The organism is Bradyrhizobium sp. LA2.1, from assembly GCF_040547725.1.
Lineage (GTDB): Bacteria > Pseudomonadota > Alphaproteobacteria > Rhizobiales > Xanthobacteraceae > Bradyrhizobium > Bradyrhizobium barranii.
The window spans coordinates 432,420-445,167 of the sequence record NZ_JBEPQI010000001.1 but is presented as its reverse complement, the minus strand read 5'-3'; the positions used below and the strand labels follow the sequence as shown (position 1 = coordinate 445,167).

Genomic DNA, 12,748 nt, shown 5'->3' with positions numbered 1-12,748 from the left:
CTCGCTTGCGCTTCGGTTAGCGCGTAGGCGTCGGGGTACGGGCCGGCAGGAGCCTGAAATCCGACAGCCGCTTGGCCGCCAGCTTGAGCCAGGGAGCCTGCTTCAGCGCGAACAGGCTGATGGCGCCCGCGGTGCTGCCGGCCTGCGTGACCATCCACATCGGCGAAGGCTGGCCGCCGAACAATTTCTTGTACGGCTCGTCGCCAATCGTGAAGTCGAGCATCTGATCGCCGCGCTCGATGCAATCCCTCGCCACTTGCTCGAACATCAGAGAGCCCAGGGATTGGCTCTTGTACCCGTCGATATCGAAGGCGCTCATGATGACGAGGAAGCTGCCGCGATGGCGCAGTCCGAGCACGGCGGCGATCACGCCGCCGTCCATCTTCATGGCGTAGAGTCGGACGAACGAGCCGAGACCGCGGGCCGCCACGTCAGAATAGAAGCTGTAATATTCGGGGCGCTGGAGCAGGTCGCCGTCGCCCTGGGCGTGAAAGCGCGGTCCGCGATATTGCTTCATCGCGTCCATCGCCTCGGAGATCGAGGCGCTGTCGTCGCAGCATGAGAAGCTCAATGCTCCCTTCTTCTGGAGCTGGCGATATTTCTTGGCGAGCTCCTTCTGATAGGAGCGATCCAGCGCGCTGGCACGCCATTGCTCGAACGGGGCGACGAGAACGGTCGCGTAGGCGTTTGTCTCCATCGAGACCCGGCGTGGCGCGCCGAGGAGGCTTTCGATCGGAAGTCGTCCGTCGGGCAGCTTGGTCATGCGGAGCAGGTCGAACGGGCGGACGAGGCGCCTGATCTCCGCGCAGGCCGCTTCGTCCTCCAGCACGCTGGCAAACACCTCGGGACTGCAGACCGGCGCCAGATAGTCGGATACGCGCAGATCGGCGAATTCGATGGTGCGGATCGGGCCGCGGCGGATTCGGAGCAGGGGCAGCACCATCGCCAGCGCCCCCGTTGTACGGCGGCGGACCACGACGACCAGCGGCGTCGCGCCTGCATGGGACGCGAGCCGGGCGTAAAGGCTGTCCAGCCAGAGCGGATGCTGAAACGCGGTCGCGGCAGAGCTGTCGAACAGCGCCGCGTATTCCGGAGACAGGAAGTCGAACGCCTGCTCGATGGCGATATCGAATGTATTGCTCGGCTTATTCATGCGTGACCACGGAAACCAGATAATCCGGAGAAGTCGATCGAGCCGGATCCCGCGCTTGTATAGCAGGGTCGTGACGGCCGAGGCACCAGCGGGGTGCGATTTGCATTAACGCATCGAGCAGGGGCCGTATCGTTATCAATGCCCGAAGTTTCGAGATTTCGTGGTGCCGGGGCCCGGCAGATCAACCCGCAGTAGCAGATAATTAACCAAGCTTAAGGGAAAGTCACCGCATGACCATCCTGCAGACCGAGAGAGACTCCGGGGCACTCACGAGCGCGATCTGGAAGACGCGCAGTGCCGGCGTCGAGAAGATCGCCAGGCTCGTCATCTGCGTATCGATCACCGTCAATGTCGTCGCGTCGATGGGGACATTCAATACGGCGATATTGCCGGCGGGACTGACTTATCTGCAACAGGCGGTCGCTCTGCTGATGTGGAGCGTCCTGATCTACGCAAGCGCATTCGTGCGCCCGCGTCTGCAGTTGGCGTTCAACCCGGATCTGATCGCGCTCCTCGCATTCTACACGTTGGCGGTCGTCTCGGTGTTGTGGACCACCCTGAACGCCGCAGCCATCATGAAGAGCGCCGCTCTTGCAATGACGACGTTCGGCGCGTTCTGCATGATCACGCGGATCGATATCGACGATGTCGTGAAGGCGACATCCTCCGGGCTCTTCATATTGGTCGCCGCATCGGCGCTTTGCGCACTTGCCGTGCCCGATATCGGGATAGACCATAGCTGGATGCACAATGGTCAATGGCAGGGCGTCTATGAATCGAAGCAGACGTTGGGCTTTGTCGGCGCGTATCTGATGTTCTTCTCGTGCTACCGGAAGATGAAGATGAAGGGGCAGGGGTGGCTGGCGTTCCTCGTCGCGTTCCTGCTGGCGTCGACCTGCGTCCTCGCGTCGGAATCGCGCGGCGCCGGTGCTGTCGCCCTGGCGGCTTGTGCGCTGCTCGTGACCTCGATGTGGTCGGTCGGCTGCATGAGGCTCTATGCGATCCTGCCGTTCGTCATGTGCGTTATGGCCGGCTACCTGATCGTCTATTTTTATGCGACCGGATACGACGCCATCCACATTGGCGATGCGACCGTCAACTTTACCGAGCGGACCTTCATCTGGCACTACGCGATAAGCCATTTCGACGATGCGCCGCTGCTCGGCTTCGGAATCAACGGCTTCTGGACGATCCCGTCGATCTACGATTATTTCGAGCAGAACCACGGTTGGGTGCTCGACAACTATCATAGCGGCTATATCGCGATCCTGATGGAAACGGGGTTTCTGGGCTACGTGCTTTTCGCCGCGAGTGTTCTTCTGTTCTCGAACAAGGTTCTCTATCTGATTTCCGCGCGATCGATCCACCGGGCGCACTGTGCCCTCATCATCGGATTTGTCGCCCTCAGCTTTCAGACCAATTTCACCGAGACGACGTTCCTTCGCTCGACCATGTTCACGTCGGTGCTCCTCGTGGCGTTCCTCCTTGCAACGTGCAGGCCGGTGCCGGAGACCGATTTCTAACCCTTACGGAATGGAAGCAGGATGACCGCCCCCCGCGCTCGCTGGTCGAGAAGCTTCAATCTTGCCGCAGCGGCTTTCGTCTTCGCATCGCTCTGCTCCGACGCCCATGGCGCCGGGCAGGTCGTGCCTCGCGATGCGGCAAAATTGGGACGCGGGATCAACATTCTCGGTTACGACGGAATCTGGGAGGGCGGTCAGAACGCGCCGTTCCGTCTGGACAATTTGACCGCGATCAGAAAGGCCGGATTCTCACACGTCAGGATCAATTTCTTCGGCTTCAAGTTCATGGATCGCGGGAACGTGCTGGACGAGGCCGTGCTGAGAAGGCTTGATGCCATCATCGAGGAAATCCTCGCCAGGAACCTCGTTCCCATCGTCGACGAGCACGACACGCATGTCTGTCAGCGTGATGTCTCCGAATGCGGCGAGAAGCTCAGGGCATTCTGGCGGCAGATCGCGGAGCGCTATGCCGGAAGATATCCCGGGCTCGTCTTCGAGGTCTTGAACGAGCCGGGGGGACAGATGACGTCCGCCAGCTGGAATTCGCTCCTCAACGACTGTATCGGCATCATCCGCCGCACCAACCCCGAGCGGCGGGTCATTGCTGCGGTTCTCAACACTGACGAGATTCCCATCGACGATCTGGCTCTCCCCGCCGACGACAGGAACCTCATCGTCACCTTTCATTATTACGCGCCGATACGCTTCACGCATCAGGGTGCGCCATGGTCCGAGACGTTCGCGCGCATCGGGCCGCTGGATTGGGGCAGTCCGGACGACGAAGCTAGGGCGGCCTCTGATTTCGAGAAGGTCAGCCGGTGGTCGGAGCGAGAGAAGCGCCCGATTTATCTCGGCGAGTTCGGGGTATACGAACGGGCTCCATCCGAGAGTCGCCAGAGATACCTGTCGTTCGTGGCGCGAAGCGCCGACAGACGTGGCTGGGCCTGGGCCTATTGGCAGTTCGACCATGATTTCGCGGCCTTTGACAGCGCCCGTCAGGCCTGGAAGCCCGACATCCTGCGCGCCCTGATCCCGCCGGTCCGTTGAAGCCGCGATTCACAGCCAATATCGGCCAGATCACGATCGCCTAGCGGCGGCTAACCGCCGTCTCTGGCCCGGCAGAACAAATCGATCCCGCCGACCTGTCCGCCCTTGAGCGCGATCTCGATATTCGCATGCGCGCGATCCGATGATGCGCGGTTGAGTGGCGCGCCTTCCGCGAGAGGGGCGATCGCGGTCAGGGCATAGATGCCCATCGCCTGCAGCGCATGTCCGGACGTGTCGCCGCCGGCGACCACGGCGCGAGGGAGCCGCGCGGTTTCCAGAATGGCGTCCAGCGCCTGGCCGAGCCCCGCGCCGATGCGCTCGTTCACTGCACTCGCCGTTGCGCCGCTCGCCTTGATGGCCGCGTTGAGCGCACCGATGGCAGGATCGTCCGGTCCGCTTGCGGTGATCAGGAGCGCATCGCGCCCCGACGCGAGTGCTGCGAGCGCACGTTCGACAGCGCGGCCGATCTCCCTGGTCCATTCTGCCGCGTCGACGGCGCGCGTCGCATCGAGCCGCTCGACGTCGAAGCCGTTGTCCGCGGCATGCGCGATCTGCGCGGCGGTAACGGGTGAGCAGGAGCCGGAGACGCAGGCGATGCGCTCGACGCCTGCAAGGCGCAGATCGGGCTTGCTGTCGGGAATCAGGCCCGCCGACCGCCAATAGGCGACCAGGGCCTGCTCGACACCTTGCGAGCCGGCGACAAAGAGGCGTTCGCCGCGATATTCCCAGATCAGGCGGCCGGCTTCGATCAGGGATGGCTGATCGAGCACGTCGAGCGAGATGATCTCGGTGCCGGCGCCCCTTGCGCGCATCAGCGCCAGATCCGCGCCGCCATTGGCCATGGTGACGAAGTCGATCAGTCCGATCGATCGCGCCGTCTGTTTTGCAAGATGCCGGCCGAGATCGGACTCGTCCATCGGCGTCACCGGATGACGCGACATGGTCGGGTGCCGGTCGAGACGATGGCCGACGCCATTCACGGCCGCGAACAGATGGCCGAACATCTGATAGCGGCCCATCGCCGGCGATCCCACGAGGAGCGGATGCCAGGCGCCGCCGAGCTGCGGCACCGCGAGGTCGATCGCCCGACCGATCGAGCCGATCTGCGGCGAGGAGTCGAAGGTCGAGCACACCTTGTAGTGTGCGATCGGCGCGCCGATACCTGCGAGCACCGCAAAGGCCGGCGGAAGGTTTTGCTCCATCCAGGCCGGATCCTTCGCGCGCGCCGTGCCGGCGATGCCGATGCCGCGGTACTGCCCGATAGAAGCGAAACGTTCGGGCGTCGGAGTCTCCAGGAACAGGATTGTCGGCAGGCCCGCGAAAGTGAGGGCCTCCATCGCCGCGGACGAGCCGGTGTAATCGTCGCCGTAGAAGGCGACGAGTGGACCGTCGGGCAGGGCGGACGCGCCCCTCACGGCCGCGGACTCGCCATCGCGGCGTCCCATGCTGCGCGCAAATCGGCAACGCCGGCGGCCGGTCCATCGGGATGGGCGAGAATGCCGCCGCCTGCTGCGAAGATCAGATCTGTCGAGCCGAGTGCGCGCCAGGTCGGCGCGGCCTGAGCCGGCGTCTGGCCCGACGAGAACACCGGCATCGCGGTGCACGGCTTGTGCGCGAACATCGGCGTCAGCGCCGCCTTTGCGGATGTGACCACGCTGTCATCGGTCTCGCTGAACTTGTTGCCGATGCCGTTGACGTGCATGTGGTCGGCGCCGGCCAGCCGCCAGATCTTGTGCCACGCCGTATAGTCCCAGCCGAGTGCCGGATGACGATTCAGCGCGCCCCAGCCGTTGCGATGCGCATGAACGGGAAGCTGCGTGTGGCGGCCGAGCTCGACCATGCCTGTGAGCCCGACCGAGTTGATGCTCGTCATCACGCAGGTGCCGCCCTCGCTGAGCACCAGATCGTGCCGGCGGCGCATCTGGTCGATCTCGCCGGTGAGGTTGAAGGCGACCATGACCTTCTTGCCGGTTCGATCAGCGTGGTCGTTGACGACGCGCATCACGGCGCGCACACGCGCGTCGAACGGACAATAGGCGCCGTCCGATTGCAGCTCGTCGTCCTTGATGAAGTCGATGCCGGCCTCGCACAGCGTGGCGACCAGATTGGCCGTCTCGGCCGGGCTGAGCCCGATGCTCGGCTTGATGATGGTGCCGATCAGCGGGCGACCGCTGACACCGGTCAGCTCGCGCGTGCCGGCGACGCCGAACTTCGGTCCGGGATACGCGGCGGCAAACGCGAGCGGCAGGCGCAGGTCGAGCAGCCGCAGGCCGGTCAGCTGGCGCAACTCCCAGAGATTGCCGGCGATCGCCGTGACGAGATTGGGCAGTGACGCGCCGATATTGTCGAGCGGCCATGACAACGTCACGCGCGCGCGATTCCAGGGGCCGTCGGGGTTGATCGGGCGGGCGACCGGGAGCGACGGCGCGGAGATTGCATCAAGCAACTCGATGCTCTCGACGCGGGCGGCCGCACGCGCTTTCAGCTCCGGCGTTTCGCCGGGCACCGCAACGAACGTGCCGCTCGACTGCTCGCCCGCCATGGTGTCCGCGGCAAGACGCGGATCTTCAGGCGTTTCGATCAGATAGTCGGCTTCGATGCGAACAGGATTTTGCGTCACGGGAGCGCAGACAATCTAAAGCTTGGTAAGATCGGGGAACGGCCGCACGGGGTCGCGCCCGTCCCAGCCTTTGGCGGCTGCGCGGATGAGATCGAACATCTTGCCCTTGGGTCCCGAGACCTCAGACAGTTCGATCACCGTTCCCGGATGATACTCCGTGTCGAAATAGACGAAACGACCGCGCGCGCCGACTTCGCCGCTCATGACCGGCTTGAAACCCTCGGCTTCGAGACGGGACAGATCGGCGTCGTAGTCTTCGGTCCAATAGGCGACGTGCTGCAGACCCTTATGTCCGGCTTTCAGGAAGTCGGCATACATCGACGGCGCATCGTTGCGGATCTGGATCAGCTCCATCTGCAGCGGACCGGAATTGGCCAGCGCCACCGAATTGTGCGGCTCATAGGCCTTGCCGCGATAGTGGTAGTTCACGATTGGAACCCGCGGATTATAGAACCACGGCCCGATGCCGAGCTCGCGGCTCCAATAATCCATGGCCTTCTCGATGTCGTCAACGACGTAGCCGGCTTGCCGGATCTCACCAAAAAAACGGCTCATTGCATGATTCCCATGATCTTCAGAATTTGAGGAAGCCGATCGACAGCCACGGCACGGCCGCGACGATGGCGAGGCCGATGAAGAGCGCCGCGACATAGCCCCAGATGTGCTTGAGGCCTTCGTCCGGCGATATCTTGCTGATTGCGCAGGCACCGTAATAGCCGACGCCGAACGGCGGTGCGAACAGGCCGATGCCCATCGCGAGGATCACGACCATCGCATAGTGCACTTCATGTACGCCGGCCTGCTTGGCGATCGGGAACAGCAATGGACCGAACAGCACGATGGCCGGAATGCCTTCGAGCACGCTGCCGAGCACGACGAAGGCCACAATCGAGATCGCGAGGAAGCCGTAGGCGCCGCCGGGGATCGCCGCCATCGCCTTCGCCAGCTGTTGCGAGAAGCCGGATTGCGTCAGTCCCCAGGCCATCGCCGTGGCGCAGCCGATGATGAAGATGATCGCGCCCGTCAGCGAGGCCGTCTCGACCAGCATGGATTTCAGCCGCCGCCAGGGAAACTGGCGGTAGACCACAAGGCCCATCAGCACGGCGTAGGCGATGCCGATCGTCGAGACCTCCGTGGCAGTGGCAACACCTTCGACCACGGCAGTGCGGATCACGAAGGGCAGCAGGATGGCGGGCAGAGCGATCATTGTGAGCTTTGCGATCTCGCGCTTCGAGGCCCGCCGCACATGGCTCAGATCCTCGTTCCGGTAGCGCCGCCACACCACGACGCAGAGCGCGGTGCCCACCACCAGGGCCGGCAGCAGCCCACCCGTGAACAGCGCCGCGATCGAGACACCGGTCACCGAGCCGATGGTGATCAGCACGATGCTCGGCGGAATGGTCTCGGTCTGCGCGCCGGTGGCCGACAGCAGCGCGACGAGGTCGCCGGGCTTGGCGCCACGCCGCTGCATTTCCGGCAGCAGCACCGGCGCGATCGCGGCCATGTCGGCGATCTTCGAGCCGGAGATGCCGGAGACCAGATACATCGCCCCGATCAGCACGTAGGACAGTCCGCCCCTGACATGTCCGAGCAGGCTTGCCAGAAACTGGATCATGGCCCGCGCCATGCCGGTCATTTCGATCAACGCGCCGAGGAAAATGAACAGCGGCACCGCGAGCAGGATCAGGTGCGACATGCCCTCATCGAGACGGCCGACCATCACCATCATCGGGACGCTGGTTGTCAGCGCCAGATAACCGAAGGTCGCGAGCGCAAAGGAGAAGGCGATCGGTACGCCGGCGAACACGTTGGCTGCGACCACGCCGACGAAGAAAATGATGAGATTGTAGCGTCCGAGCGGGGCGAGCAGCGGTCCGGCAAGCCAGAATGCGGCAATCAGGACGGCGATGGTGATGAGGGCCGCGACGATCAACGCAGGGCGGTGATGCGTCGCGAGCCGGATCGCGGCAACGACGGCCATCAGGGTCATCCCGACGGGAATTGCGGCTGCGCGCCAGGCATTGCTGATCTCCATCGCCGGGGTGACGATGACCTGTTCCTCGCTCGCATAATCGAAGGCGGGATGCAGGATCAGCGCCAGCAGGGCTAGCGGCGCCACCGCCGCGATCGTGTCGAGAAAGGCGCGCGCGCCCGGGCCGACATGGCTGACGAGCCCTGTCATGCGCATGTGCTCGCCCCGGCGCAGCGCGATCACCGCGCCCAGCATCGAGAGCCAGAGAAACAGGATCGAGGCCAGCTCGTCCGACCAGATCAGCGGGCTGTGGAAGACGTATCGCATGATGACGCCGGCGAGCATGATGCCGATCTCGACCAGCACGACAGCGGCCGCGGCGGTCTCGACCACCGCACCGAGCCAGCGGTCGACGGTGCCCAAGGCGCTCGCAAGCTTGCGCGTGCCCGCAGCGGAAGCAGGGTGCGCGGCCGCCGCCAGATAGTCCGTCATCTGATGCTCTGCGATCGTCATCGCGCTCAGGCCAGCTTGCCGACGGCGCCTTCGAGCAGCGCCCAGGCTTCGTCGCCGAAGCGGCCCTTCCATTCGCCGTAGAAGCCGGAGTCGCGCAGTTTTGCGCGGAACGAGTCCGGTGAAGGCGTGGTGAATTTCATCCCATTGCGCTGGAGATCGGCCTGCACGGTCGCATTGAACGTCTTGATGTCCTCGCGCTGCTTCAAGCCGGCATCGTTGATGGCGTTGCTGACGATGGTCCTGAGATCGGCGGGAAGGGCGTTGAAGGCGCGGGCGTTGGCGATGAACCAGAAGCCGTCCCAGATGTGGTTGCTGATCGCGCAGTACTTCTGCACCTCGTAGAGCTTCGCTACCTGGATGATCGGCAGCGGATTTTCCTGCGCGTCGACAATGCGTGTCTGCAGCGACGAATAGACCTCGCTGAATTGCAGGCTGGTCGGCGAGGACGACAGCGCCTTGAACATGGAGATGCTGAGCGGAGACACGGGCACGCGGATCTTGAGGCCGTCCATGTCCTTGGCGCTCTCGATCGGCTTGGCGCCGCTGGTGATCTGGCGGAAGCCGTTGTCCCACATCTTCTCGAAGGTATGGAGGCCGACCTTGGCCATGGCGGCACGGATATGCGCGCCGAGCCCGCCGTCCATCGCTTTCCAGACCTGATCGTAATCGGCAAAGGCAAAGCCGACCGCGTTGATCGCGGCGATCGGCACCAGGGTCGCGACCACGAGCGCGGAGGGCGTGAAGAAGTTCAGCGCGCCGTTGCGCACCTGGGCGAGCATGTCGGTGTCGCCGCCGAGCTGGTTGTTCGGGAAGATGGCGATCTCGACCCGGCCATTGCTCTCCTTGGCGACGCGGTCGGCGGCTTCCTGGGCGCGGATGTTGAGGGGGTGCGTCAGCGGCAGGTTGTTGCCGTATTTCAGCGAGAACTCGGCCGCCCGGGCCGGGCGCGAGAGACCGCCGATCAGGCCCGCGGCGGGGAGGACGGACAGGGCTTGCAGGGCGCGCCGACGGGTCAGGGACATGGGCTTCTCCTCCAACAGCGATTTGATGTTATTTGATGTTTCTGCAACAATATTGATGCGAAAATTGCGACTTTGAGCTAGCATGTCAAACGATAAAGATGATGGTTTTTGAGGTATTCGACGATTGGGCCCCGGAATGAATAAACCAGTGGCTCCTTCGCTGAGCCGCATCGTTGACGTGGCGCGCCGGGCCGGCGTCTCCACGGCGACGGTCGACCGCGTGCTGAATCGTCGGCCCGGTGTGCGGGCGATTACGCAGCAGCGGGTGCTCGCCGCCGCGTCCGAGCTCGACTACATGCCGGCCGAGAACATCCTGGCGGCGATGCGGCCCAAGCCGATGCGGCTGCTGTTCCTGCTGCCGGCCGGCACCAACCGCTTCCTGTCCACGCTCGGGCAGCTGATCGCGCATTCCGACGGCCGGCTCGCGCCCTTCAACGTCCATTGTCAGGTCGACACCATCAAGGGCTTCAATCCCGACCTGCTGGCACGTCAGCTCTGGCGGGCCCGCGACAAGGCCGACGGCATCGCCTTCATGGCGCTCGAGCATCCCGTCGTGAGGGAAGCCGTCGACCGATTAGCGGAGCACGGCGTGCCGACGGTGACGCTGATCTCGGATATCCTGAACGCGCGCCGCGCGGCCTATATCGGACTGGACAATCGCTCGATCGGACGCACTGCCGGCTATCTGATCGCGCGCTTTCTGGGCGAGCGTCCGGCCAAGGTCGCGATGATCGCGGGCAGCCGCAGCTACCGCGCGCACGAAGAACGCGAAATGGGCTTTCTGCACGTCTTCGAAGAACTATTCCCGGCCATCAAGGTCGTGGGCCTGCGCGAAGGCCATGATGACGCCGACCGCAACTATCGCCAGACGCGCATGCTGCTGGGCCAGCATCCGGATCTTGCCGGAATCTACAACATCGGCGGCGCCGCCGATGGTGTCGCTCGCGCCCTGAACGAAATGAACCGGGCGCGTGACGTGGTCTTCATTGGCCATGGTCTGACCTCGGATACGCGTAGCTTTCTGCTCGATGGGACGATGGATGCCGTCATCACTCAAAATCAGCTCAACACGATGATGAGCTGTGTCGGCATCTTCGACAATTTGCGCGCCGGCCGCAGCGCCATGCACGGCATCGAGGCGCCGCGCAGCGAGATCATCTTTCGCGAAAATATTCCGGCGCTTGGGGGCTAGGATCCAGGGAGGCGGCTTGCTGGACCCATGGTCGGCCTGGTCGAGCGCATCCATGGCCTGATTGGCACGATGCAATTTTGCCGGTGTTTTGCCCGACGAGTCAAATGACCGGCGTCTGAAGACATCGGGCTCGTCGAGCACCTCAACGTGCGTTGCAGGAGAGAGGCCTCTCGTTCTGCGCGCGCAAGGCAATTCACCCAAGCCTCATCTCGACTTAAGCCGCGCCACCGCGACCAACCGGCCAGGGGCGGTTCTACTGTGCATGGGGTTGTTTTTCAGTTTTTTGTTTGGCGAGGCGTCGGCAGGCGCTCTACAGGCCGGCGGCGACGCCCAGGCGGCCGATGCCGGGGAGCTTGAGCGCCGGCCGCCGGATGTCGATGCCCAGCACCGCGCCGAAGAAATTGATCTCGAACCCTTCGACCCAGCCGACCGTCATGCCGAGGTAACCCGACAGCGAGGCGTAGGCGCCGGTGCGGGAAGGGGTGATGCCGGCCCAGCGTCCGCTGTACGGATAGTCCTTGCCGACCGCGGTGGGTGGAAGGACGGCACGAAGCTCGGGAACGGCGTCCAGCGCCGCCTGCACGAAGGTGTTGGAATTCGGTCCGGGCCAGGCGCTGTAATCGCCGTAGGCGCGGAACTTGTAGGTCTCGACGACGTGGCGGATCTTGGGGATCAGCGCTTCGGCCCGCGCGCCGTCGACCGCCACGACGGTTTCGGGCATGGCGCCGAACCAGCGGCCGTCGGGTGCAAATCCGTTGCTCCGGATCGGGTCGCCCCACGCCGTGTAGTCGTATCGGCTGTAGGTGCTGGCACCTTTCTCCTTGACGACGATCCAGCTGTGGACGGCGAAAATGCTGCGCCACCGCACCGTGCGCGCGGCAAAGACCCGGATCAGCGCGTCCGGATTGGCCGATGCCGGCGGCAACAGGCCGGCGCTCGAGCGATCCGCCGTCTGCCAATTGCCCCGGCCATCGCCGAACAGATAATAGTGTCCGGCCGACAGTCCTATCGGCACGGAGACCAGCAGCAGGAAGAGAATCAAGAGTTTCCTCAAGGGCAGACGGGGGCAGGCGGGACAACACGATTAATATAGTTCGCCCGGCGGGTCGCGCCAGCACGCTTCTGCTCTTGCATTTGGGAGGTGCGCCCCCATGTTCCCGATTATGATGAAACTGTCCCTCATCGAAGACCAGGCCATCCAGGCGCGAATCGCGGGCATCGCGGGCGCCGAGACGTTTGATCGTCTTTTTGCCGGTATCCGATTCGACGAGATCGACGGCAATCTGCTGTTCGCCATTGCCAGGGACGAAGACTGCGCGAGCGAGATCGAGGACGAGTTCTCGCATCACCTCGCCGTGGTCGCGACGCAAATCCTCGGGCAGAGCGTCGACGTGGTCGTGGTGCTGCCGAAGGTCCTGCAATAGGCCTTATTTTGGCGTGCAGGCCGGTCGTCCGGGCTTGCATCCGTGCTTTCCAACGCAATCGTGAAATTGTAATGACGTGCTTGGGCGCTTGGGCCCAGTCCGCGTTGTCGACCGAGCTCTACGGCAGGGCTCGTCGGCGCGCGACTCTATTTCTGAAACAAAGTTGGATACACATTGGCGTCCACCAAAAAAGCCCGGGCCGCGACCGGCGCGAAAAAGACCAAGGCCAAAAGCTCGAAAGGCGAGAGCCCGAAGACCAAGAGCTCGAAGAGCAAGGGTTCA

Annotated in this window: 11 protein-coding genes; 4 read left to right on the top strand and 7 right to left on the bottom strand. The window is 63.8% G+C overall.

The features are described 5' to 3' along the window. Positions 1–16 precede the first annotated feature (16 nt). Positions 17–1,153 carry a GNAT family N-acetyltransferase gene (locus ABIB95_RS01905; protein WP_354237709.1) on the bottom strand — a complete coding sequence of 379 codons (1,137 nt, stop codon included), beginning with the start codon at positions 1,151–1,153 and terminating at the stop codon, positions 17–19. A gap of 230 nt (positions 1,154–1,383) precedes the next feature. On the opposite strand from ABIB95_RS01905, the gene ABIB95_RS01900 reads away from it, so the two are divergent. Both ABIB95_RS01900 and ABIB95_RS01895 read left to right on the top strand, forming a co-directional pair. Beyond that, on the top strand, positions 1,384–2,676 hold the full coding sequence (locus tag ABIB95_RS01900; RefSeq protein ID WP_354237707.1) for an O-antigen ligase family protein: 1,293 nt from the start codon (positions 1,384–1,386) through the stop codon (positions 2,674–2,676). Between the two features lie 21 nt (positions 2,677–2,697). Beyond that, positions 2,698–3,723, top strand: coding sequence for a glycoside hydrolase family 5 protein (locus ABIB95_RS01895; RefSeq protein WP_354237706.1), 1,026 nt, complete (start codon positions 2,698–2,700; stop codon positions 3,721–3,723). A 50-nt stretch (positions 3,724–3,773) separates the two neighbouring features. On the opposite strand, the gene ABIB95_RS01890 is transcribed toward ABIB95_RS01895, so the two are convergent. The 5 genes from ABIB95_RS01890 to ABIB95_RS01870 are packed head-to-tail and all read right to left on the bottom strand — an operon-like array spanning position 3,774 to position 9,850. Beyond that, complete coding sequence (locus ABIB95_RS01890; RefSeq protein WP_354237705.1) at positions 3,774–5,138, bottom strand: four-carbon acid sugar kinase family protein; 1,365 nt, start codon at positions 5,136–5,138, stop codon at positions 3,774–3,776. Next, complete coding sequence (locus ABIB95_RS01885; RefSeq protein ID WP_354237704.1) at positions 5,135–6,343, bottom strand: ribulose-bisphosphate carboxylase large subunit family protein; 1,209 nt, start codon at positions 6,341–6,343, stop codon at positions 5,135–5,137. Before ABIB95_RS01885 ends, ABIB95_RS01890 begins: the two co-directional genes overlap by 4 nt. Before the next feature lie 15 nt (positions 6,344–6,358). Then, on the bottom strand, positions 6,359–6,898 hold the full coding sequence (locus ABIB95_RS01880) for a VOC family protein (protein WP_014496479.1): 540 nt from the start codon (positions 6,896–6,898) through the stop codon (positions 6,359–6,361). A 19-nt stretch (positions 6,899–6,917) separates the two neighbouring features. Beyond that, positions 6,918–8,828, bottom strand: a complete 1,911-nt coding sequence (locus ABIB95_RS01875) for a TRAP transporter large permease (RefSeq protein WP_502917788.1) — start codon at positions 8,826–8,828, stop codon at positions 6,918–6,920. Positions 8,829–8,833: 5 nt separating this feature from the next. Beyond that, the gene (locus ABIB95_RS01870; RefSeq protein ID WP_247308831.1) at positions 8,834–9,850 is read right to left on the bottom strand and encodes a TRAP transporter substrate-binding protein; all 1,017 of its coding nucleotides are present in this window, start codon (positions 9,848–9,850) and stop codon (positions 8,834–8,836) included. Positions 9,851–9,986: 136 nt separating this feature from the next. Between ABIB95_RS01870 and ABIB95_RS01865 the strand changes: the two genes are divergently transcribed. Next, positions 9,987–11,042 carry a LacI family DNA-binding transcriptional regulator gene (locus tag ABIB95_RS01865; RefSeq protein WP_071915404.1) on the top strand — a complete coding sequence of 352 codons (1,056 nt, stop codon included), beginning with the start codon at positions 9,987–9,989 and terminating at the stop codon, positions 11,040–11,042. A 310-nt stretch (positions 11,043–11,352) separates the two neighbouring features. Here the strand turns inward: ABIB95_RS01865 and ABIB95_RS01860 are convergent, their stop codons facing one another. Further along, on the bottom strand, positions 11,353–12,084 hold the full coding sequence (locus tag ABIB95_RS01860; RefSeq protein ID WP_354237702.1) for a DUF3750 domain-containing protein: 732 nt from the start codon (positions 12,082–12,084) through the stop codon (positions 11,353–11,355). A gap of 121 nt (positions 12,085–12,205) precedes the next feature. Here ABIB95_RS01860 and ABIB95_RS01855 point away from each other — a divergent pair, with 121 nt between their 5' ends. Next, entirely contained in the window at positions 12,206–12,466 is a 261-nt protein-coding gene (locus ABIB95_RS01855; protein WP_063986529.1) for a hypothetical protein, read from the top strand. The last annotated feature ends 282 nt before the right edge of the window (positions 12,467–12,748 follow it).